26 protein-coding genes are annotated in these 23,644 nt (G+C 31.9%); 16 read left to right on the top strand and 10 right to left on the bottom strand.

All coding sequences use genetic code 11. The annotated features are described in order from the left end of the window. Positions 1–149 precede the first annotated feature (149 nt). Positions 150–620, bottom strand: coding sequence for a ferritin-like domain-containing protein (locus KLA_RS07600; protein WP_013621270.1), 471 nt, complete (start codon positions 618–620; stop codon positions 150–152). Between the two features lie 258 nt (positions 621–878). Between KLA_RS07600 and KLA_RS07595 the strand changes: the two genes are divergently transcribed. The 11 genes from KLA_RS07595 to KLA_RS07550 all read left to right on the top strand — a co-directional run bounded on the left by KLA_RS07595 (position 879) and on the right by KLA_RS07550 (position 10,671). Further along, positions 879–1,385 (top strand): 30S ribosomal protein S16, encoded by a 507-nt coding sequence (locus tag KLA_RS07595; RefSeq protein ID WP_034644821.1) that lies wholly within the window; start codon positions 879–881, stop codon positions 1,383–1,385. Between the two features lie 18 nt (positions 1,386–1,403). After that, positions 1,404–1,931, top strand: coding sequence for a ribosome maturation factor RimM (gene rimM / locus KLA_RS07590; RefSeq protein WP_013621268.1), 528 nt, complete (start codon positions 1,404–1,406; stop codon positions 1,929–1,931). Between the two features lie 450 nt (positions 1,932–2,381). Further along, positions 2,382–2,942 carry a hypothetical protein gene (locus tag KLA_RS07585; RefSeq protein WP_152536833.1) on the top strand — a complete coding sequence of 187 codons (561 nt, stop codon included), beginning with the start codon at positions 2,382–2,384 and terminating at the stop codon, positions 2,940–2,942. Then, positions 2,939–3,433 (top strand): hypothetical protein, encoded by a 495-nt coding sequence (locus tag KLA_RS07580; RefSeq protein WP_034644816.1) that lies wholly within the window; start codon positions 2,939–2,941, stop codon positions 3,431–3,433. Before KLA_RS07585 ends, KLA_RS07580 begins: the two co-directional genes overlap by 4 nt. Before the next feature lie 94 nt (positions 3,434–3,527). Then, positions 3,528–4,220, top strand: coding sequence for an NUDIX hydrolase (locus KLA_RS07575; protein ID WP_034644814.1), 693 nt, complete (start codon positions 3,528–3,530; stop codon positions 4,218–4,220). Between the two features lie 63 nt (positions 4,221–4,283). Beyond that, on the top strand, positions 4,284–5,126 hold the full coding sequence (gene prs / locus KLA_RS07570; protein WP_034644812.1) for a ribose-phosphate diphosphokinase: 843 nt from the start codon (positions 4,284–4,286) through the stop codon (positions 5,124–5,126). 26 nt (positions 5,127–5,152) lie between these two features. Beyond that, positions 5,153–6,601 (top strand): nicotinate phosphoribosyltransferase, encoded by a 1,449-nt coding sequence (locus KLA_RS07565; protein ID WP_034644809.1) that lies wholly within the window; start codon positions 5,153–5,155, stop codon positions 6,599–6,601. Positions 6,602–6,674: 73 nt separating this feature from the next. Then, positions 6,675–7,412, top strand: coding sequence for a tRNA1(Val) (adenine(37)-N6)-methyltransferase (locus KLA_RS07560; protein WP_034644807.1), 738 nt, complete (start codon positions 6,675–6,677; stop codon positions 7,410–7,412). 64 nt (positions 7,413–7,476) lie between these two features. Further along, entirely contained in the window at positions 7,477–8,655 is a 1,179-nt protein-coding gene (locus KLA_RS07555; protein WP_034644805.1) for an acyl-CoA dehydrogenase family protein, read from the top strand. Positions 8,656–8,732: 77 nt separating this feature from the next. Then, complete coding sequence (locus tag KLA_RS18235; protein ID WP_200868408.1) at positions 8,733–8,879, top strand: hypothetical protein; 147 nt, start codon at positions 8,733–8,735, stop codon at positions 8,877–8,879. A gap of 274 nt (positions 8,880–9,153) precedes the next feature. Next, a complete protein-coding gene (locus KLA_RS07550; RefSeq protein WP_034644880.1) occupies positions 9,154–10,671 on the top strand; it encodes a carboxypeptidase-like regulatory domain-containing protein in 1,518 nt (505 codons plus the stop codon). Positions 10,672–10,679: 8 nt separating this feature from the next. Here the strand turns inward: KLA_RS07550 and KLA_RS07545 are convergent, their stop codons facing one another. From KLA_RS07545 to KLA_RS07510, 8 genes are all read right to left on the bottom strand, one after another. Further along, positions 10,680–11,060 carry a DUF423 domain-containing protein gene (locus tag KLA_RS07545; protein ID WP_034644803.1) on the bottom strand — a complete coding sequence of 127 codons (381 nt, stop codon included), beginning with the start codon at positions 11,058–11,060 and terminating at the stop codon, positions 10,680–10,682. A gap of 27 nt (positions 11,061–11,087) precedes the next feature. Then, entirely contained in the window at positions 11,088–11,423 is a 336-nt protein-coding gene (locus tag KLA_RS07540) for a hypothetical protein (RefSeq protein ID WP_152536832.1), read from the bottom strand. A 138-nt stretch (positions 11,424–11,561) separates the two neighbouring features. Continuing rightward, entirely contained in the window at positions 11,562–11,993 is a 432-nt protein-coding gene (locus KLA_RS07535) for a hypothetical protein (RefSeq protein ID WP_034644798.1), read from the bottom strand. A 42-nt stretch (positions 11,994–12,035) separates the two neighbouring features. Continuing rightward, positions 12,036–13,196, bottom strand: a complete 1,161-nt coding sequence (locus tag KLA_RS07530; protein ID WP_034644796.1) for a metal ABC transporter permease — start codon at positions 13,194–13,196, stop codon at positions 12,036–12,038. Beyond that, positions 13,189–14,313 carry a metal ABC transporter permease gene (locus KLA_RS07525; RefSeq protein ID WP_013621258.1) on the bottom strand — a complete coding sequence of 375 codons (1,125 nt, stop codon included), beginning with the start codon at positions 14,311–14,313 and terminating at the stop codon, positions 13,189–13,191. The genes KLA_RS07530 and KLA_RS07525 overlap by 8 nt, the downstream gene beginning before the upstream one ends. 22 nt (positions 14,314–14,335) lie before the next feature. Continuing rightward, complete coding sequence (locus KLA_RS07520) at positions 14,336–15,073, bottom strand: metal ABC transporter ATP-binding protein (RefSeq protein WP_034644793.1); 738 nt, start codon at positions 15,071–15,073, stop codon at positions 14,336–14,338. A 6-nt stretch (positions 15,074–15,079) separates the two neighbouring features. Next, positions 15,080–16,003, bottom strand: coding sequence for a metal ABC transporter solute-binding protein, Zn/Mn family (locus KLA_RS07515; RefSeq protein ID WP_034644792.1), 924 nt, complete (start codon positions 16,001–16,003; stop codon positions 15,080–15,082). 8 nt (positions 16,004–16,011) lie between these two features. Further along, entirely contained in the window at positions 16,012–16,668 is a 657-nt protein-coding gene (locus KLA_RS07510) for a metal-dependent transcriptional regulator (RefSeq protein WP_013621255.1), read from the bottom strand. A 79-nt stretch (positions 16,669–16,747) separates the two neighbouring features. Between KLA_RS07510 and KLA_RS07505 the strand changes: the two genes are divergently transcribed. Genes KLA_RS07505 through KLA_RS07495 form a run of 3 tightly spaced genes read left to right on the top strand, consistent with a single transcriptional unit; the run spans position 16,748 to position 20,577 of the window. Beyond that, positions 16,748–19,042: a TonB-dependent receptor gene (locus tag KLA_RS07505; protein WP_034644789.1), complete on the top strand. Its 2,295-nt coding sequence runs from the start codon at positions 16,748–16,750 to the stop codon at positions 19,040–19,042. A gap of 5 nt (positions 19,043–19,047) precedes the next feature. Further along, positions 19,048–19,527 carry a thioredoxin family protein gene (locus tag KLA_RS07500; RefSeq protein WP_034644787.1) on the top strand — a complete coding sequence of 160 codons (480 nt, stop codon included), beginning with the start codon at positions 19,048–19,050 and terminating at the stop codon, positions 19,525–19,527. A gap of 54 nt (positions 19,528–19,581) precedes the next feature. Continuing rightward, a complete protein-coding gene (locus KLA_RS07495; RefSeq protein ID WP_034644785.1) occupies positions 19,582–20,577 on the top strand; it encodes a hypothetical protein in 996 nt (331 codons plus the stop codon). Between the two features lie 4 nt (positions 20,578–20,581). On the opposite strand, the gene KLA_RS07490 is transcribed toward KLA_RS07495, so the two are convergent. After that, on the bottom strand, positions 20,582–21,556 hold the full coding sequence (locus KLA_RS07490; RefSeq protein ID WP_034644784.1) for a polyprenyl synthetase family protein: 975 nt from the start codon (positions 21,554–21,556) through the stop codon (positions 20,582–20,584). 144 nt (positions 21,557–21,700) lie between these two features. Between KLA_RS07490 and KLA_RS07485 the strand changes: the two genes are divergently transcribed. Next, positions 21,701–22,306, top strand: coding sequence for a TetR/AcrR family transcriptional regulator (locus tag KLA_RS07485; RefSeq protein ID WP_034644782.1), 606 nt, complete (start codon positions 21,701–21,703; stop codon positions 22,304–22,306). After that, positions 22,307–23,641: a TolC family protein gene (locus KLA_RS07480; RefSeq protein WP_034644780.1), complete on the top strand. Its 1,335-nt coding sequence runs from the start codon at positions 22,307–22,309 to the stop codon at positions 23,639–23,641. Positions 23,642–23,644: the final 3 nt, after the last annotated feature.

The raw sequence follows: 23,644 nt of genomic DNA, 5'->3' as shown, positions 1-23,644 counted from the left end.
TGTAATGTTTGTAGTCTTAAAAAAGCAGTGGATAAAAATACCAAAAACCATTGGTTTTATAAAGCCATTTAAAGAAGAGTTATTAACGGTATAAAAAAAGCAGGACTTTCGTCCTGCTCCCTCAACAATTAACCAAACATACAAGATAATTATGAAACCATTTCCTGATACACCTTTGCAGTGTTTAACGCAGATTGCACACTATTGCGCTGCGCAATTAACAGGTTTTCTGTAGATGGTGCTAACACCATATCTTTGTCATTTAATATATCATCATACTCTTCTATAAAAGATTGTTCTCCGCGTTCTACCTCATCTAAAATGCGTTCTTCTTCATTAGAAGATAAAGTAGCCGTTAAGTTCATCCAAGTTCTATGTAAGTCACCCTTAATTGTTCCACTTTTTTCTGGCAAGTGTCCGTATGCCAAAATCTCAGACTTTAATTGGTGACCAAAATTGTAACGTTGTTCTGCTTTACCCTCTAAAAATCTTTTTACAGACGGGTTTTCTACTTTTTCTGCACCAAGCTTGTACCCTTTCTCGGCGTCGTAAGTTTTTTCTAATAAATTGTTTAATCTGTTTGTAATTTCTTCAGTATACTTCATAATATCTCTTATCATTTAAATTAATTAACATTGCTGACTATCAACAATCTTGTTCCTCTAAATTATAAACTGAAACACCTAATAACAAGAAAATACATCGGTTTAGCCTAAGTTTAACGCCAACTCTTAATAATTGTTAAGTTAAAACCATTATTTTTGCTACATAAAGTATTGCATATTAAACAGAAAGTGTATATTTGCACCCGCTTTTAAGCCAAAAGCAATTAAACGAATTAATAACAGGGGTCGGGCACCCTACAAATTTAATGTGATATGCCAGTTAGAATTAGATTACAAAGACACGGAAAAAAAGGAAAACCTTTCTATTGGGTAGTAGCAGCAGATTCTCGTGCTAAAAGAGATGGTAAATTCTTAGAAAAATTAGGAACTTACAATCCAAACACTAACCCAGCAACAATTAACTTAGACGTAGATAGTTCTGTAAAATGGTTATCTAATGGTGCACAACCATCTGATACTGCTAAAAGAATTTTATCATACAAAGGTGTATTATTAAAGCACCATTTACAAGGTGGTGTACGTAAAGGTGCATTAACTGAAGAGCAAGCAGAAGAAAAATTTAATGCTTGGGTTGCTGAAAAAGAAAAATCTGTAGCTGGTAAAGTTGAAGGTTTAGATAAAGTTAAAGCTGATGAAGCTGCTAAGAAATTTGAAGTAGAAAAAGCAATTAACGAAAAACGTGCAGCAGCGGCAGCAGCTCCTGTAGCAGAAGAAGCACCAGCAGATTCTGAAGATGCAGCAGCTTCTGAAGAAGAATAAATTTATACAAAAAACGATATGCAAAAGGAAGATTGTTTCTACTTAGGTAAAATCGTTTCAAAATATAGTTTTAAGGGTGAAGTGTTAATTAAGGTTGACGCAGATGAACCCGACTTATACGAAAATATGGAATCAGTGTTTATTTCTTTAGGAAATAACCTGGTTCCATTTTTTATTGATAAATGTAGGTTACATAAATCTAGTTTATTACGTATTAGGTTTGAAGAAGTTTTAAACGAGTCTGATGCAGACCGCATTATGGGCTCTAAACTTTACCTACCACTTACAATGTTACCCAAATTAACTGGTAACAAATTTTACTTTCACGAAGTTATAGGTTTTACTTTACAAGATGATGTACACGGAGATATTGGAGAAATTACCAGTGTTAACGACACCACATCACAAGCACTTTTTGAGGTTGAAAAAGGAGATAAACAATTGCTAATACCTATTAACGATGAAATTATCACCAAAGTAGATCGTGAAAATAAAACCATTTTTGTAACCACACCAGAAGGCTTAGTAGACTTATACTTAAGTTAGAATATATATTTTTATTTTTTTTAATAATAGAATCTAGTTTTAGACCTATCTCATTTAGAAGGAATTAAATATTGCCTTAACCACAATTATGCCTGCAACTTAAATAACAATCAGATACACTTATGGCTATTTAGGTATAATCTAAAAAAGATATTATTATGAATAACGTTATAATTAAACGTATAAACGATATTTTAAAATATGAATTTAGCTTAAATTATTTTTTACAACAAAATTTTTATGAAAAAAGCTACAAAAAATACAGTTTATTTATGTTAACAAATAGATTATATTTATCTTTAAACTATTAAACCAATTATTAGGGTATATAAACATCACTTAAATTCAATTTTAATTATTAGTCATATTTTTCAAGACGAGACATAAAAAATATTTATGAGTTACAAATCATATTTTGGATATATAGAAAAACTGGGAGGGAATGGTTGGTTGAGAGTTAAGCTCAACGATGGTTTAATTTGGCCATTACCTGAATTTTTAAAGGTTTTAGTTACAAAGTCAGAGGATAGAGAAGAGTTTCAAATATTAGAGGGCCGATTTAGAGATAAAAAAGCATCTGTAAAGAAAAAAGATTGGACGTGGACTGATTGGGATGGTTCTTTTATCGAAAACGATATTCAGCAAGGTTACCCACATAAAGGTCCTGCAAAAATAAAATTTTACATTAAATCAAAAAAAATAGAAATAGATGGTTTAGGTGAATTTAACGCTAAAACTGAAGATAATAATCCGCCTCCAGTAGGCAGGCATGATATAGAAATTCCATATGAGCCACATCCCTTAGGTGAGGGATATACAGCACAAGCTAAATATGCAAAAACTTGGTTCAGAATTGGCCATTTTGGAGATCGGTTTTTACATTGTGGAAGCATCTCTGCTGGATGTATAACAGTAGAAGACATTCATAAATGGGATGAAATTTATAACCATCTTATTATATCAAGAAAAGGTTTTGACAGTATTGGAACAGTGGAAATAATAGACAAATGAAAACATATATATATTTAATTGCTGTAATACTTCTTTTCTGTCAATGCAAAAGAATTAGTCGTTTATCTAGTGAGTGCGGAAAAATTATTGAAATCAATCAATTAGAGAGGTTAAAAGTAAAAGATACTTTATTAGGGTTTTCAGCAATGACTGATTATAATCAACGTTTTAGCTTTGATACATTAAATGGGAATTTTACATTTTTATTCTTTAAGGACACACCTAATACGGTAGGTTATACTCTTTTGTTAAATGAAGAAGTGAAAAATAAAAGTTTAGGTGCAAAAGTGATTTCAAAAGGAGGAAATTTAATAGTGAGCAATGAAGCAAAGTTATTGAATCTCTATGGAATAGGTCCGAACAAAAAACTCAAATTAACTGATAACGTACTCATTAAAGCTGATGAAAATAAAATAATTTTAAAAATCTATAAAAACGCCTGTGAAGAAGATATAATAAGTATTTTAAATGAACACACAAAATTCCCCTAATAAAAATAAACGCCATTAACTAGGGTCATTTAAATTTTTAAAATTACCACCTACATAATAAAACCTGTATTTTTGCGTGTATACTACACATATTATGCAGAACAATCAGAATATAAAAGTAGCAGTAGATGCCGTTGTTTTTGGCTACCATAACAATGCACTTTATGTATTGTTAGTACAACAAAAGTATGGTGTTTATAAAGATCAGTGGGTTTTACCTGGCGGCTTAGTACATAATGGAGAAACATTAACTAATGCCGTACACAGAGAATTACAAGAAGAAGCAGGCATAAACATTAACTACCTAGAGCAACTGTATACTTTTGGTGATGACGTTGAGCGAGATAAGAGAAACCATGTAATATCTGTTTCCTATTTTGCCTTGGTAAATCCAGATAATTTAAAACTATCTGCCGCTACAGATGCACAAGACGTAAAGTGGCAAAACATTAATAACATACCAAAACTACCGTTTGACCATAATTTAATAATAGATACTGCTTTTAAAAGAATAAAAGCAAAACTACACTACCAACCTATTGGCTTTGATTTGCTTCCTAAAAAGTTTCCTTTTTCGGATTTAGAGCATTTGTATGCAACTATTTTAGAACAAGAAATAGACCGAAGAAACTTTAGAAAAAAGATTTTAAGCTTTGGTTTTATAAAAAAATGCAACGAAAAACAAAAAAATGGCAGCGGTAGACCAGCACAGCTATATACCTTTGACCCCAACAAATACGAAGCTTTAGAGAAAAATGGAATGCACTTTGAAATTAAGTTTGCGTAAATTTAACACGAATAATTTTTGTTAATTCATTTTCTCGATTAACTTTGTGTAAAAATAACGCAAATGATATTAAATTTAGATCCACAGTTTAACCCGTTCCCAAATCAGAAAAGCATCGAATTTAAATCGTTTTTATTTTCTGGTGGTGAACCTCACATTAAAATTGAAAACAATTTTAATACCTCAGATACTATAACAGTAACACACAGACTGCAGTCCTTTAATGATGTTGGCTTATTGCTACTTACTATAGACGCCTTAAAACGTATGGGCGTAAAAACAATTAATGCTTTTATACCATATTTTCCGGCTGCTAGGCAAGATAGGCTAATGGTTCCAGGAGAATCATTATCTGTAAAAGTGTATGCAGAATTAATAAATAATCTTCAATTAAATGAAGTTATTGTTTATGACCCACATTCTGAGGTTACCCCTGCTCTATTACACAATTGCACTACAATTACAAATTACACTTTTATACAAAAGGTTATATCAATCTTAAATAACAATGTTTTATTAATATCTCCAGACGGAGGTGCGCTTAAAAAAATTTATAAAGTAGCCGAATATCTAGGAGGCAAAGAAGTAATAGAATGCTCCAAAACTAGAGATGTTAAAACCGGTAAGTTATCTGGCTTTAAAGTGTACGCAGATGATTTACAAGGCAAAGATTGTTTGGTTGTAGATGATATTTGCGATGGTGGCGGAACTTTTAATGGTTTAGCTCAAGAATTAAAAAATAAAAATGCTGGCAACTTATACCTAGCTGTTAGTCACGGTATATTTAGTAAAGGGTTAGAGAGCTTAAGCAGTTATTACAGTGGCATTTTTACTACAGATTCTTTTAACTCAATTGACGAACAACCAAAGGTTACACAAATACCACTTGCTACCATACTACAATAAGACATTAAAAACAAAATATAGATATTATGAATCCACTATTATATACAGACGGTTACAAAGTAGACCACAGAAGACAATATCCAGAAGGTACAACCTTAGTATACTCTAACTGGACACCAAGAAAAAGTAGAATAGACGCTATAGATGAAGTTGTATTTTTTGGACTTCAATATTTTATAAAAAAATACATTATTGAAGAATTTAACACCAACTTTTTTAACAAACCTAAAAAGGAAATTGCAGAAAAGTACAGCAGAAGAATTAATAATTATTTAGGACCAAATGCTGTTGGTATTAAACACATAGAAGATTTACACGACCTTGGTTATTTACCAATGGTAATAAAAGCATTACCTGAAGGGTCTAGTGTGCCTATACGTGTACCTATGATGACAATGTACAATACATTACCAGAATTTTTTTGGCTAACTAATTATTTTGAGACTATTTTAAGCACTACTATTTGGATGCCTTGTACCTCTGCTACCATTGCTAAACAGTACAGGAAAATATTAGATAAATATGCAGAAGAGACATCTACAGCTCTTGAATTTGTAGATTGGCAAGGTCACGATTTTTCTATGCGAGGTATTGCAGGTATGGAAGCTGCTGTTATGAGTGCATCTGGACATTTACTTAGCTTTTCTGGCACAGATACAATTCCTGCTATAGACTTTTTAGAAGAATATTACAACGCAAACTCCGACAAGGAATTAGTTGGTGGCTCTGTAGCAGCCACAGAACACTCTGTAATGTGTATGGGAACAAATACTGGAGAGCAAGAAACTTTTAAAAGATTAATTACAGAAGTTTACCCTAACGGAATTGTTTCTATTGTTTCTGACACTTGGGATTTATGGAAAGTACTTACCGAATACTTACCTAACTTAAAAGAAGATGTGTTGGCAAGAGATGGCAAAGTTGTAATTAGACCAGATAGTGGAGATCCTGCAGATATTATTTGTGGTAATCCTAACGGAAAAACCGAAGAGGAGAAAAAAGGAGTTATTGAATTGCTATGGGAGATATTTGGCGGACAAACTAACAGCAAAGGCTACAAAGAATTAGACTCACACATTGGTGCTATTTATGGCGATAGTATTACTACAGAACGCGCTACAGATATTTGTGAACGATTAAAACAAAAAGGGTTTGCGTCTACAAACGTAGTTTTAGGTATTGGCTCTTTTACGTATCAATACAATACTAGAGATACTTTTGGTTTTGCAATGAAAGCTACATATGGCGAAGTAAATGGTGAAGGAAGAGAAATTTTTAAAGATCCTATTACAGATGATGGAACAAAAAAGTCTGCCAAAGGTTTACTTAAAATTGAAAAAGAAAACGGAACTTATAACCTTGTAGACCAAGTAAATTGGGAGCAAGAAAAAACAGGAGAATTAAAAGAGGTATTTAAAGATGGTAAATTACTTATTGATGATTCTTTACAAGATATTAGAAATAGAGTAAGATAAACTTCTTAATTTTGCAACCGTAAGAGGCAAGCTTTTTTACAAGCTTGCCTCTACTGTTTTAAAAAACTTTATAATGAGCAAACCTTTTATTTTTAAACAGTTTACAATAAACCAAGACCGTTGTGCTATGAAAATTGGTACAGACGGAGTTTTATTAGGCGCTTGGGCATCTGTAGACCACAATCCGTATTCAATTTTAGATATTGGTGCTGGTACAGGAATCATAGCGTTAATGTTAGCACAGCGTAGTGCTGCAGACAATATAGAAGCTATAGAATTAGATGCTGATGCCTATGAGCAGTGCACAAATAACTTTGAAGCATCGGACTGGGCAGATAGACTATTTTGTTTTCACGCTGGTTTTGATGAGTTTGTAGATGAATACGCTACAGATGAAACAGAAGAAGATGAGTTGTATGATTTAATTGTATCTAACCCTCCTTTTTACGCAGAAGAAGTTACTAGTGGTAATAAAGCAAGAGATAATGCACGCCAAAACACATCCTTACCTTTTAGTGAGTTGGTAAGTGGCGTGGCCAAATTATTAACTACAAACGGAAGATTTGCTACCATAATACCATATAAAGAAGAAGAAGAATTCATAAAACTAGCAGAAAATTTTAAACTATACCCGCTAAAAATTACCAGAGTTAAAGGCAATGTAAAAGCAGAGGTTAAACGTAGTCTGTTAGAGTTTCAAAAAACACCTTGCGCCAACATAAAAACAGAAGAGCTTGTTATAGAGAACAATAGACACGTATACACCGAAGATTACATTAATCTAACTAAAGATTTTTATTTAAAAATGTAACATTTAGTCTTTGTATTGTTATATTTCTTTACCTATCTTTGGTTACATATCCTAATACATAGCTATGAAACCAGACTTATTTGAAGCACCAGATTATTATAACATAGACGATTTATTGTCTGAAGAACATAAGTTGGTGAGAGATGCAGCCCGCCAATGGGTTAAGAGAGATGTATCTCCTATAATTGAAGATTATGCTCAAAAAGCAGAATTTCCAAAACAAATAATAAGTGGTTTAGCAGAAATAGGGGCTTTTGGTCCGTATATACCAGAAGAATATGGCGGTGCAGGATTAGACCAAATTAGTTACGGTTTAATTATGCAAGAGATAGAACGTGGTGATAGTGGCGTACGCTCTACAGCATCTGTACAATCATCACTAGTAATGTACCCAATATACACTTACGGCACAGAAGAACAACGCAAAAAGTATTTACCTAAACTTGCCAGTGGTGAGTTTATGGGCAGTTTTGGACTTACAGAACCAAACCACGGATCTAACCCTGGTGGTATGGAAACCAAGTATAAAGATATGGGCGACCATTACCTTTTAAATGGTGCTAAATTATGGATCTCTAATGCTCCTTTTTGTGATGTAGCTGTAGTGTGGGCAAAAAATGAAGAGGGTAGAATAAACGGACTAATTGTAGAGCGAGGAATGGAAGGCTTCTCCACACCAGAAACTCACAACAAATGGTCTTTAAGAGCATCTGCTACAGGTGAGCTTATTTTTGACAATGTGAAAGTGCCAAAAGAAAATTTACTACCAAATAAAAACGGTTTAGGTGCTCCGTTGGGTTGTTTAGACTCGGCTCGTTACGGTATTGCTTGGGGTGCAATTGGCGCAGCAATGGATTGTTATGATACTGCACTACGCTATGCAAAAGAACGCATACAATTTGGCAAACCTATTGGCGCTTACCAATTACAACAAAAAAAATTAGCCGAAATGATTACCGAAATCACAAAGGCACAATTACTAGCGTTGCGTCTAGGACAGCTTAAAAATGAAGGTAAAGCAACAACAGCACAAATATCAATGGCAAAACGTAACAATGTAGATATGGCTTTAAATATTGCTAGAGAAGCTAGGCAAGTATTAGGAGCTATGGGCATAACTGGTGAATACAGTATTATGAGACATATGATGAATTTAGAAAGTGTTATTACGTATGAAGGTACACACGACATTCACTTGCTTATAACAGGTATGGATATTACAGGACTTAATGCCTTTAAGTAAAAAATAATTCCTTATCTTTACACAGTCTAAATAAGGGTTGTCTTGTTTACAAAAACAACCCTTAAATATGTAAGATTATGGAAACACTACAACACATTTTAGTTTTTATTACTGCAACTATTGCATTTGGGTATATTGCTAAAAAATTCTTTCTTCCTAAATCTCTTTTCACAAGCAACAAAAGCAAAAAGTCTTGCGGGTCTGACAATTGCGGCTGTAGCTAAATAGGCTGCCAAATACTCAGTATTTTTCTTAAAACATTCACAATTTCGTTAAAGAAATAAAAATTGTATATTAAAATTATCAAAAAACGCTTTTTTGTAGTCTTTATATTACTTTAATTAGCCGTCAGCTAAAAAACTACAAAAAAAGAGACCTATTAAACTACTTATAACCAAAGTATTACACTATTTTTTTTAGTTGTTTTAGCTTCATTGGGCAACACAAACCACATTGTTGTTGTCTATACTAACAAGAAACAAAACTAAAAAATCAAAAATGCGTAAAACTATTCAGCTTGCTCTAATTATCTCTATTTTACTTACGGGTAACTTTTTAAAATCCCAAGAATTAAATGCTAGTATAAAAGATGCAAACAGCAAAGAGCCAATACCATATGTTTCAGTTGTTTTATCTAACAAAAAAGGTGTTATTACAAATGGCGAAGGTAAATTTTCATTAAGCACTGCAAATACAACTGCTATAGATTCTATTTTTATTTCTTGTATTGGCTACAATACCATTGCGCAACCAGTATCTACTTTTACAGATAGTATTATTTATATGAAACCTAAAACAATAGAGCTTAGAGAGGTACTGGTTTCTAATAAAAACTACACTGGAGAAGAAATTATAGATATGGTTAAAGATAGTTTAGACAAAAACTACAACAAGGATTTCACTAGAAAAAAAATGTTCTTTAGAGAGTCTTACTACCAAGGTTTCGATAAAACGAATTACACATTTATGAAGTCTACAATTAAGGAATTAAATAAACCTTTTATTGATAGTATTTTAAATGCTGTACCCAAAAGAGATAATAGTTATTCGGAAATTTTATGTGACTTGTACGGGAACTACAATAGAGAAAATATGAAGATTGACGGTATAAAAGCTTGCAAATTATATGATGAAAAATCGGAATTAGATATAAACAACCTTGAGGAAAAGTTTAATGAAATTATAAAAGATAACGTAAGACCAGATTCTTATTTTAAAATAAAATCGGGCATATTTAGCACAAAAGTAGATGCAGAAGAAATGGGCGTTGCAGACGTTAAAAAAGACAGCACAGAGTTACAGAAAGAGCTTGAAAAAAGGAAAGAAGAAGAACGAATAAGAAATGTAGGCTTTGCAATTCATAGAAAACACACTATAGGAAGGCAGTTTGAAAACTTGTTTTATATGGATGATGCCAAATTAAATGTAATAACAAAATCTGGCCGTTACAATTTTACTATTACAGACTACACATATTGGGGAAATGCGCCAGTATACATATTAAATTTTGAACCAAAAAGAGGTGAAGATTACAAGGGTACAATGTATGTAAACGCAGATGATTTTGCTGTTATAAGAATAGACTATGAAAATGTAAAAAACTTAAAAAGTATAAAACTGTTTGGCATATCTTACAAAGAACACTTAGCTAATGGTAAAATGATTTTTGCTAAAAATGAAAATAACACCTATGACTTACAATATTTAGAAAGAGAAACCGGAAGCAAATCTGGTATTAATAGACCATTAAAAATAATTGAAAAGAATAAAGTTGTAAAAGGAAGAAATAAGCAGAATGAACTTTATGTTAAGTTAGATATGGCTTTTACTAATGTTATAAAATATGAAATTGTTGTTTTTGATGCAGAACCAATAACAAAAGCTGACTTTACTAATTTTGAAGAAAAGAAGGGTGTTAAACCAGAGCTCTTGCGTAAATACGATCCTGAGTTTTGGAAAGGGTATAATATTATAGAGCCTAACCAAGCTATTAAAGAGTTTACAGCAGAAGAGTAACTACAATATTACGCCTGCAAAAAAATAATTAATAAAAGCGCCCAACCTAGGACTAGCCCCAAGCCTCCTAGGGGCGTAATTGGCCCTAAGAATTTCATTTTTTTTCCTTTAGCAGATGATATGCACAGACCATATATACTAAAAGAGAATAAAAATATACCTATAACAAAAGCATAGCCCATTACAACCTCTATGGTTGAAGAAAAACTATAGTTAAAACCTAAAACTAACAACACAATAGCATGATACATTTGATACTTTACACCAGTTTCAAAATTTTTGAGTTGGTCATCTGTGAATATCTTTTTTAAGGCGTGAGCACCAAAAGCTCCAAAAATAACGGCCAACATACCGTAAAGAGCTCCAAATACTTTTATAGTGATAATCATTATTGGCAAATTAATAAAGTTATATATTTAATTAGAATTATTATAATGCAATTTAAAAAGAGCGTTATGAACATTACATACTTCTATGTTTATCCCTTCTAAATCAGATGTGCTAAATTGAGTTGTTTTATTTACTATTTCTCCTTTTAGTCTTAGGTAGTTATGGAATAAATGATCATTAGAATTAGACAAAACTAAACTGTGAACGATAATATTTCTTTTCTCTCTTAACTCATCCAAATTATTAATCAATTTAATAAATTCATATCGATTAGATAAACTTGAATTTTTTAATTCTTTCTTGATATTTTTAATCTTTTGCCCAGTGTTACTATCAGCAAAAAAATCAATTTTACTATCCATAAAACCCAATTCAGATAAAATCTGAGACAGAATAAATTCGGTCCTAACAAATGAGCTTACAATATCCCCTATTAAACAATTTAATTTTACCATATTTAAATTCTAATATTTTATAATTGATAGTGATAAATAAAAGAGTTATTTTAAACTAGATAAACTATCTATTTTATGAGAAAACATAGTGTACATTTTTTCCGTCTCTAAAGAGTCAGAAACGTTAAAAAATAGCTGAAGAGAATCTTTATAAGTAACCTTTACCTTATGCTTAGATAATTTATCTACAAAAATATAGACATCTGTATTGTAGACAGAATCTTTAAAAATACCTTTTTCTGTTTCACTTACCGAAAACCCGTTAATACGTTCTAAAGATGGAATTTTTTCTACCATTTCTACAGCATTAACATCTGTAAAATTTATTGTTTTATAATATACACCAGATAATATTTTAAATTGATTGTTTTCAATCTTTATCCAGTTTTTATAATGAGCCATAAAAGCAATAACTACCACCATAAGTGTTAGTACTATTACTATATTCCAAAGCCAGTGTTTTTTTCTATTCTTCATTGTAAATACGAATGTACAATTTTTAAAAAATAAGAAGAATAATTACCCTCTAAATAAAAAGAAATCTTCTTTCATTTTTTCAATAGCTACAGTACTATTTGTTGTAATATAATCTATAGCTTTATCTGTAAAACCCTGACCTTTTTCTGTTAAGGATATAATATTGTTGTTTATTACTATCATATTATTTTTCAAAGCCAAATCTACTACTGTTTTAGATTGCATTTTACCCCAATTTATATGCTCGTTTAAGTGGTTTATGTGTCGTTCAGACTCCTCACTATGGTTTTGTAAATGCAACATAAATGTAAGTAAATACACTTCTACCTGTTGTCTTTTTTGCCTAAACAACATAGATATCAAGCCTTTACTTGGTGCAAACAAATACACTAATAAAAATAAAACTCCTAAAACCGTAGTCATAGATCCAGCTATAGAAGCGTCTAGATAATGCGCAACCCAATACCCTATTAAAGCAGAAGCCACACCCGCAACAACAGCTATTACTAGCATTTTTATTAAGTTGTTTGTTAACAAGTAAGCCATTGCTGCAGGAGCAATCATAAGAGCTACAACTAATATTGCTCCAACAGCATCAAAAGCACCAACAGTTGTAATAGAGGCTACAGACATTAAACCATAATGCAATACTAAAGGAGAAAAACCCAAGGTTGCAGCAAGTTGCTTATCAAACGTGCTTACTTTTAGCTCTTTAAAAAAAGTAAACAATAATACTAATGTTACTAATACAATACTACCAATAACCCAGAGCGATTTTGCACCTATATCTACACCATTTATAATAAGCCTATCAAAAGGAGCAAAAGCAAGCTCACCTAATAAAACAGCATCTACATCTAAATGCACATCATTAGCATTTTTTGCAATTAAAATAACGCCAATACTAAATAGCGAAGGAAAAACCAGTCCTATAGCGGTGTCCTCTTTTACGAGTCCGGTTTTTTGAATATACTCTACTAAAACTACTGTAATAACGCCTGTAACAGCAGCAAGTAATATTAACCAAGGTGAGTTTAAATCTTCTGTTATAAAAAAACCAATTACCAAGCCTGGCAGTATAGAGTGACTAATAGCATCGCTAATCATTGCCATTTTACGAAGCACTAAAAAAGTACCAGGTATAGCACAAGCAATAGCCACCAAACAAGCAATAAGTTGTATTTCTAATTGTGCGCTACTCATTTTCTTCTAATTGATTATATAAATTTGCAGCCGTACTAAAGCCTTTTTCTGTTAAAGACCACATTGTTTTGGTTACTGTTATTAACTCTCTGTCTTCTAATTTTTGAAGTGATTTACGTGTAAACCCGTGAAAATTATTTAATATTTTTATAGCGTGAGGATGATTTATATTGTCATGAGACGCTACAATTTGATACATAAAAGCTAACGTTTTATTTAACTCTAAATCTTTACGGTTGTTACGGTATCTAATCTCCTTAAACAACAATCCTCTTTTAGGTGAAAAAATAAACGAAAACAACACAAAAACAGCCGCTATTAATACAATTACTGGTCCTGTAGACAAATTATTAGAACTTGCACTAATTGCAGTGCCAAAAACTCCAGAAAAAGCACCAAAAACAGCAGCCAAAACCACCATTACACCTAAACTATTTGTCCACTGTCTTGCTGCAGCTGCAGGAGCTAACAGCATAGCACTCATTAAAACAACACCAACAGTTTGCAAGCCAACTACAATAGATATAACTATAAAAAATGTAATTAAGACATCTAAAAATTTCACATTAAAACCTAGTGATTTAGTATAATCTGCATCAAAAAGCAACAGTTTAAACTCTTTCCAAAACACCAACAAAATAAGCAAACTTAAACCAGCTATAACACACATTGTCCAAACATCACTGGCTACTAAAGTTGCCGCTTGCCCAAATAAGTATTTATCTAAACCAGCTTGGTTTGCATTGGGCATTTTTTGTATAAAGGTTAACAACAACATTCCAAAACCAAAGAATAGAGATAATATAAGTCCTAAAGCGGTATCAGATTTTAAATGTGTTTTTTTTACAATGCCTCTAATCCAAAAAGTACCAACCAAACCGCTTACCAAAGCACCAATTAATAAAGTATTGCTGTCTTTAGCTCCTGTAATTAAAAAAGCCAAAGCAATACCAGGCAAAGCTGCATGGGATATTGCATCTCCTAGCAAACTCTGTTTACGCAACACCGCAAAACTCCCTAGCATACCACACAAAGCACCTAAAATTGCTGTACCTAATGTTATTGTTTGCAGGGTATAATCTGTAAATAAAAGATTAAAATATTCTGTTATGTTCACAATTTAATTGTTTTATATAAACTTACTCTTGCACACTTACTTTATAGTTTATACCATAAGTTTTAGTTAGGTTACCATCATTAAAAATATCTTTAACAGGCCCTGTTGCTATTTTCTTCACATTTAAAAACGTAACCCAATCAAAATATTCTGGTACCGTTTGCAAATCATGGTGTACTACAATTAGTGTTTTACCCGCTTTACGCAATTCTTTTAAAATATTAATAATGGCTTTTTCTGTTGTAGCATCTACTCCCTGAAAAGGTTCATCCATTAAATAAATACTTGCATTTTGCACTAATGCTCTAGCTAAAAATATACGTTGTTGTTGTCCGCCACTAAGCTGACTAATTTGTCTTGATTTAAAAGACAACATACCCACTTTTTCTAATGCTTCTAATGCTGCTTTTTTCTCTTTTTGCCCAGGTCTTTTAATCCACCCCAAACTACCATAAGTTCCCATCATTACAACATCTAAAGCAGTGGTAGGAAAATCCCAATCTACACTACCTTTTTGCGGCACGTAAGCAACCTCTTTAAACTGTTTTTTATAGGGTTTATCAAAAATTTTTACACTACCAGCAATAGGCTTAATAATACCTAAAATAGATTTTATTAGAGTAGATTTACCTGCACCGTTAGGACCAACAATAGCCATAAGCACGCCTTCTGGTATTGCCAAATCTATATCCCATAAAACAGGTTTATAGTTGTAAGCAACCGTAAGGTCATCTACAGTAATAGCGTATTTAGTTTTCATAAGTTGTTATTTTAACGCATTTACAATTGTAGTTACATTGTATTTAAACATTCCTATATATGTACCTTCTACAGTTCCTTTATCACCTAAAGCGTCAGAATATAATGTGCCTCCTATGGCAACATCATGATTTTTAGATGTAACAGATGCCTGTAAAGCCTCTATTGTACGTTTAGGTACAGAACTCTCTACAAAAATAGCTTTCACTTTATTTTCTATTATAAATTTAGACAATTCTTGCACATCTTGCACACCAGCTTCTGTTGCTGTAGATAATCCTTGCAAACCAACCACATTAAAATTATATGATGCTCCAAAATAATTAAAAGCATCATGGGCTGTTACTAAAATTCTTTTGTCTTGTGGTAGCTCATTAATTTTTCCTCTTACTTCTGCATCTAGTTTTGTTAATTCTTGCAAGTATTTTTTGCTGTTTTGCTCATAAACAGCAGCATTTTTAGGGTCTGCCTTTTTTAACTCATTTGTAACATAGGTAGTTATTTGTTTCCAAAATGTAACATTAAACCAAATATGCGGATCGTAATTAGAAGCAAAATACTCAGAACCAATAAGTTCTTTTTTATTTAAAGCATCAGAAACAGCTATTGTTTTTTTTCCTGTTCTTTCCATTTTTTCAAACACCTCAACAAGCTTACCTTCTAAATGTAAACCGCCATAAAAAACTACGTCTGCATTTACCAATTTCGTTACATCACCCTCACTAGCCTTGTACAAGTGCGGATCTACACCACTGCCCATTAAACCAACAACATTTATAGTATTACCGCCAATATTCTGTAATAAATCTGTAATCATTGTAGTTGTTGTAACTACGTTTAATTTTCCGTTAACAGCTTTTTTAGCATCCGTTTTACAAGCAGATAAACTCACCATTAAAACGCTAATTAGTACATATATAATCTTTTTCATTTTGTTATTTATTCTGTTATCTGCACAAACAAATTAGAAGCAATTTGGTTAGACACGTTAAAACTGTTTGCATTAATTTTTAATTGAAAAGATCCGTCAAAATCTTCCTTATCTATTACTTCTATCACATCTCCTAATGCAATTTTATTTTTATCTAAAAACTTTAAAAACTGACTAGAAGAATCCTTTACCCCTACACAAATACCTTTATCATTTACAGAAAGTTCACTCAAAAGCTTTTTATCTATCACTTTAAAATTACCATTCTTATCTGGTATTGGGTCTCCGTGCGGATCATACTTAGGGTAATCTAAAAGCTTATCTAACTTATCTATTAATTTTTCACTTTTAATATGCTCTAATTGTTCTGCTACCTCATGCACTTCATCCCAAGAAAACTCTAACTTTTCTACTAAAAAAACTTCCCATAACCTGTGCTTTCTAATAATAGACAAAGCCATAGATTTACCAGTATCTGTTAATGAAACACCTTTGTATTTTTTATAGTTTACTAGATTTTTTTCAGATAATTTTTTAATCATATCTGTTACAGAAGATGGCTTAGTTTCCATTTGCTCTGCAATAGCATTTGTAGAGATCTCATTAACTCCTCCTTTACCAATGTGAAAAATTGCTTTTAAATAATTTTCCTCGGAATGCGTCATCAAATTTAATTTTTACCAAAAATACATTTTTATTTCTAAAAACAAATTTTTAGTTTTGTCTAAATTTAATTTTAAACTGATGAAAAAAATAATTTTCACACTAATAATTATTCCCTATTCTATTTTTTCTCAAGACTTTAACATTAAAGGAAAAGTAAGTAATTACAACACACCATTAGCATATGCATCTGTACACGTTAAAGGAAAGCCTATTGGCACTACAACAAATGAAGAGGGATTTTACAGTTTAAAACTAAGTAAAGGGGATTACATTTTAGTATGCCAAAGTATAGGCTTTACCACTATTGAAAAGCAAGTTACAGTTAACAACAACCAAGCTCTTAATTTTAACCTTAAGGAAGATGTTTTGGGCTTAGACCAAATTGTGGTTACCGGTACCAAAACAGAAAAAAGAAGAACAGACTCTCCTGTAATTGTAAACCTTATAAACAGTAAAACGTTAGATAATGTTGTTGCCACTAACTTATCTGAGGGGCTTAGGTTTCAACCAGGTTTAAGGGTAGAAACAGATTGCCAAACTTGCAATTACACACAGTTACGTATGAATGGCTTACAGGGTGGTTATTCTCAAATATTAATAAACGGGAGACCTATATTTAGTCCGCTAACCGGTTTATATGGTATGGAACAAATTCCGGTAAATATGATAGAACGCATTGAAGTGGTAAGAGGTGGTGTTTCTGCACTATACGGCTCTAGTGCTATTGGCGGCACAGTTAACGTAATTACCAAAATACCTATTAAAAACGAATACAACTTAACCTATACCTACCAGAGTATAAACAATAACGCATCTGATAATATTTTACTTGGTAATGCTACGGTTGTAAATGATGATAGATCTGCCGGTGCTACATTTTTCATCAATAAAAGAGATAGAAATACGTATGATGATAATGGAGACAATTACTCTGAATTGCCTAGCCTAAAAAACAATTCTTTTGGGGCAAATTTATTTTATTTACCTTCTGAAAACGAAAAAATAGAAGCAAGTATAAGTAGCATTTATGAATACAGATATGGTGGCGAGCAAGTAAATAAAGCTGCTCATTTAGCAAAACAGTCTGAAGAACGCACCCATAATATAATAATGGGAAGTTTAGATTATCAGATAAATTTTAATGAAGATAAAAATAGTTTTATTGCCTACTATGGCGGACAAATTACAGACCGAGACCACTATACTGGCATACTACCAGATGATGAAAATGAGTTAAACTCTTTTTTGGTAAACCCACCGTACGGCACCTCTAAAGTAGAGACTCACCAAGCTGGTGTGCAATTAAACCATAAAGTAGATTCATTTGTAGGCGGAGAAGCAATTTTTACTTTTGGTACCGAGTATGTTTATGATGATGTTTTAGATGTAATAGAGGCGTACAATTATAAAATAGACCAAACAACCCGAAATTGGGGTGCATTTTTACAAAGCGATTGGGATATTACTCCTAAAATTAATTTTTTATCAGGACTAAGAATAGACAAACACAACTTACTAGATAAAGTAATTGCTAGTCCTAGACTATCATTTTTATACAAAATGAATAAAGAATCTCAATTTAGATTAGGTTGGGGAACAGGCTTTAGAGCGCCACAAGCTTTTGATACCGATTTGCATATTGCCTTTGCAGGGGGAGGAATTTCTAGAATATCTTTGTCTGATAATTTATTTGAAGAACGCTCTAACAGCTACACGGCTTCTTTTAATTATGACAAAGCTACAGAGCATTTAATTGCTGGCTTTACAGTAGAAGGCTTTTACACAAAATTAAATGATGCTTTTTACCTTTTTCCTTTAGGCGAAGATAATTTTGGTGAGTTATTTGAAAAAAGGAACGGAGACGGAGCAGTTGTGAAAGGTATAACAGTAGAGACAAGAGCTAATTTTGATTATGTTCTACAGGTTGATGCAGGCTTTACATTACAATCTAGCAAATTTACAGAAGCAGTAGAAAATATTGAAGGCTTACCTACTAAAAAAGAATTTTTAAGAACACCAAACACCTATGGTTTTGCAACACTAACGTACACACCAACTAAAAGGTTTAATGCCTCTGCTAATTTGGTTTATACAGGCAGTATGGATATTGCGCATTTTGGAGGAGAAAACACGGGTCAGGCTATAGATGAGTACAAGGATACTCCATCTTTTTTAGAAACAAGTTTAAGGCTTGGCTACACTTTTTGCAGCAACAAATTAAATACTGGCTTAGAGGTGTTTGGTGGCGTAAAAAACATAACCAATGCCTATCAAAACGATTTTGATATCGGGAAAAACAGAGATAGTAATTACGTTTACGGTCCGTCTTTACCAAGAACCCTTTTTTTAGGACTAAGATTAAAAAGTTTGTAACTAAAATGAAATTGCACTACCAAAAAATACTTATTGGCCTATTAATTGGCTATATAAACTGTACTCAATTAAATGCACAAGCGCACAAATTAAACTGGCTAAGCTTTAACCAGCTTGAAGACTCTTTAGCTGTAAAACCAAAAAAAGTACTCATACACTTTTATGCAGACTGGTGTAGTTTATGCAATAAAATGGAACGTAAAACATACAAAGACACCACCGTAATTAACAAATTAAAAAAAGAGTATTACGTAGTTAAAATGAATGTAGAATCCACTAAAAAAATAACATTTGGCGGCAAAGTTTATGAGAACAAAAACTTTAAAAAAGTAAATGCTATTCATGAAATACCTTTATTAATGGCTAGTCGAAAAAACAAACCATTTTCATTACCAGTAACAGTTATTTTAGATGATACATTTACGGCAACAGCTAGGTATTTTCAATATTTAAATGCAAAACAACTTTTAAAAACAATACAATAACAATTTATTACGTTTGAAAAAAAATAACTTTAGTTACATTTACAAAAAAAAGCTATGAAATACCTTGTCTGTTTTTTTACCCTACTGTTTTGCATTACCACTATAAATGCACAGCAAAAACAAGACACTACTTTTACGGTTAGCAAAACTGAGGATTATAAATTATTATTTTCCGCTAACAAAAATGATCATATACATTTGAGTTTAAAGGCTAAAGGAAAAGGAGATATAGTTTATACCATAAGTAAGTATAAAGATGTAAATACAGCAATTTTTAAAACTTTAGGCAAAAAAGCAAATTATTGGCTAGAAGCTCCAGACACAGACCTATACCAATTAATTATAAAAACCAGCAATAGTAAGGATTCAAAAATAAGCTTAAATTTTAAAGTAGATTCTTTTAACAAACAAGCGCCTATTATTGCCTACAAAGAAGTTGCAGACACAACATATGCTACACCAATAAAAACAGACACAGAGGTTACTAAACTAAAAACAATCTCTTTACAGCAAGATAATTTTTACCTTAACAGTAGGTCTAACGACTTATTAAAAGGAGGAAAAAGCAGAGTTCTAGTACCAATTGCATTACCAAAAAATACAGTTTCTTGGTATTACGTTTTTAGTGCCTCTAGAGAAGAACAAGACATAAAAAACACAATAAAAAGTTTTGGTTTAGCCTCTACATTATCTAATTATATAGATACGGAAAATTCTTTTTCGGGCGCAGTAGAAAATTTGAGTCCGCCACCTGGAGCTAATATTTGCGACATTTATTTACTAAACGAAGAAAATGCATTACTCTTTAAACAAAAAGAAGACTATGTTCCCTACTTATTTGGCTCTAGAGAAAACTACAAGTCTGGTATTGTAAATGTAACAGACACTACCAAAGGCACATTTTATTTAGGACTTAATAATCCAGATAATATTTACGGCATACACATTGGCATAGAGGTTATTTGCATTGTAGAACAACAGCAAACCATACAGCAAATGCTAAGTAAGCCAATAATTACATTAAAGAAGGTTCCGTATTTGGTAGACTAAAAAGTTACACTTTTCTGGTCATTAGCCATAACCCAAATTGCTTTAATGCTTCTTTGTTTGTAGCAGGTATTTCTAGCTTATCTAAAACATTAAAGGCTTTTTGCGTATAATCTTCTATAGCTTGCTTTGTAGCAACATCTGCTTTAGACTCTTCAAAAATAGCTTTTACAGTAGCTATTTTATCATTATTATTTGTTGGTTGTATAGAAAACAACTGATCTAATGAGTTTTGCTCTGCCTTAGAGGAAAGTTCTAACGCTTTTAAGTACAAGTATGTTTTTTTGTTTTCTATAATATCACCACCTACTTGTTTACCAAATGTCTTTGGGTCACCAAAAGCATCTAAATAATCATCTTGCAACTGAAAAGCTATACCTAAATTTTTACCAAAATCGTAAATTAAGTCTTCATTTTCTACCGTAGTTTCTGCTATTATAGCTCCCATTTTCATAGCAGCAGCAACCAAAACAGCAGTTTTATACTCAATCATTTTTAAGTATTCTGGTATGGTAACATCATCTCTAGTTTCAAAATCAACATCATATTGCTGCCCTTCACAAACTTGCAAAGCAGTAGTACTAAAAAGTACATTTAGTTTTTTGTATTGCTCACCATCATACTGTTCTAAAAGCCTATATGCTTCAATTAGCATTGCATCACCAGATAAAATACCAGTATTAATATCCCATTTTTCATGCACAGTTGCTTTTCCTCTTCTCAAAGGTGCATCATCCATAATATCATCATGAACTAAAGAAAAATTATGAAAAACCTCAACGGCCATAGCTGCTGGTATCGCTTTTTTAAAATCTGTTTCAAAAATATCTGCAGTCATTAATGCCAAAATAGGACGCAAACGCTTACCACCTAATTGTAGTATATAATTAATAGGCTCATATAAGTTTTTAGGCTCCTTTTCTGTTGTAATTTTGTTTAATTCTTCTAAAAAAGACTCTCTATACTGGTCAATGGTGTGCATCTTTATTTTTTTTCCAAAAATACATGAAATACTTTTTAAGTAATTATAAATGTAACATTCATTTTAAACTAAGGTTAAGTAATAATAAAACTTAGGAAACTTTTTTTGTATTCTAAGTTTCCTGACTTATATTTGCGCCACATTATGAAAGAAAAAATTTTAGAAAAAGCTACAGATTTATTCTTAAGCCTAGGTTTTAAGAGTGTTACAATGGATGATTTAGCCAACGAATTGGGGATGTCTAAAAAAACCATTTACACCTACTTTGACAATAAAACAAAGTTAATAGAGGAAAGTACCTCTCATTTATTTTGTAATATTACTAAAGGGATAAACAATATTTGTGCGTTAAACCACAACCCTATTGAAGAAATGTTTGAGATAAGAAAATTTATAATCTCTAACCTAAAAGATGAAAGTTCATCTCCAATTTATCAACTACAAAAGTACTATCCTAAAATACACCAATCATTAAAAAAAGAGCAGTTTACATTTATGCAAAAATGTGTATTAGCAAATTTAGATGAAGGAATAAAATTGGGATTATTTAGAAAAAATTTAGACACAGAATTTATTTCTAGAATATACTTTTCTGGGATGACGGCTATTAAGGATGATGACTTTTTTCCGCCTGAAAAATTTTCAAAAATAAAATTAATGGACAATTATTTAGAATACCACTTAAGAGGAATAGTAACTATAAAAGGAGAAAAATTATTAACTGATATTATCAAATCAAATCAATCATAAATGAAAAGGAGTTTAACATTATTAGTATTGCTTTTGAGCATACAAATGGGATTTTCTCAGGAGAAACCCACTAGTTTCTCGCTACAAGAAGCAATTAACTACGCATTAGAGCACAATTATAGTGCTATAAATGCAGAACGAGACATAGAAGATGCGCAAAAGCAAAAATGGGAAACTATTGCTAGCGGTTTACCGCAAGTAAATGGTGCAATTAGCTACCAAAACCAATTAAAGCAACCTGTATCTTTAATACCAGGAGAATTAGCAGGTGGTGCACCAGGGTCTTTTATACCTGTAGTTTTTGGACAAAAACAATCTACTAGTGCTACAGCAACTTTAAGTCAGCAAATTTTTGATGGCTCATATATTGTAGGTGTACAAGCAACTAAAACGTTTATAGATTACAGCGCTAATAGTAAAGAAAAAAATGCTTTAGATGTACGCAAGGCAGTTGTAGAAGCATATGGCAATGTACTTTTAGCAGAAGAAAGTGCTGCTATATTAGAGAAAAACAAAACCGCTTTAGAAAAAAACCTTAACGAAACGCAAAAGATTTTTGAAAATGGTTTAACTGAAGAAGAGAGTGTAGAGCAACTGCAAATTACTTTAGCATCTATAACAAACCAGTTAAAAAACGCAATTAGACTTAAAAAAATTACAGTACAAATGCTAAATTTAGTAATGGGCTTAGAACTAGACAACCCAACTAAATTAACAGAAGACTTAGATATTTTAACTGAAAAGCAGATAGATTTTAATTTAGTAGAAAGCGATTTAGTTTTAGAAAATAATGTAGACTACAAAATGGCACTTAACTTAAATGAGCAACGTGCATTAGAGCTTAAGTTAGAAAAAAGTAAAGCACTACCAACACTTAATGCTTTTGTAAATTTTGGATACACAGCTTACAGTCAAGAATTTGATTTTTTAAAGAAGGAAACAGATTGGTTTAACTCATCAATTTTAGGTTTTGATCTTAATATTCCAATATTTAGTTCTTTACGCAGAAGTGCATCTACACAACGTGCCAAAATTGCATTAGAAAAAGCAAAAACACAAAAAACAGAAGCAGAAGAATCTTTACGTTTAAGTTGGGAAAATGCAAAAAGTGAATACATTTTAGCAATAGAACAATACCAAACAAATAAAGACAATTTAGGCTTAGCAGAACGCATAGAGAAAAAAAACCAGGTAAAGTATTTTGAAGGTTTAGCTACAAGTTTTGAACTTAGACAGGCACAAACACAATTGTACGCAGTACAACAAGAGTACTTACAGTCTATGGTAGACGTAATTAATAAAAAAACAGATTTAGAATTAATTCTAAATAACTAACCC

Source organism: Cellulophaga geojensis KL-A (assembly GCF_000568425.1).
Classification (GTDB): Bacteria; Bacteroidota; Bacteroidia; order Flavobacteriales; family Flavobacteriaceae; genus Cellulophaga; species Cellulophaga lytica.
This window is presented reverse-complemented; position numbering and strand designations above follow the sequence as displayed.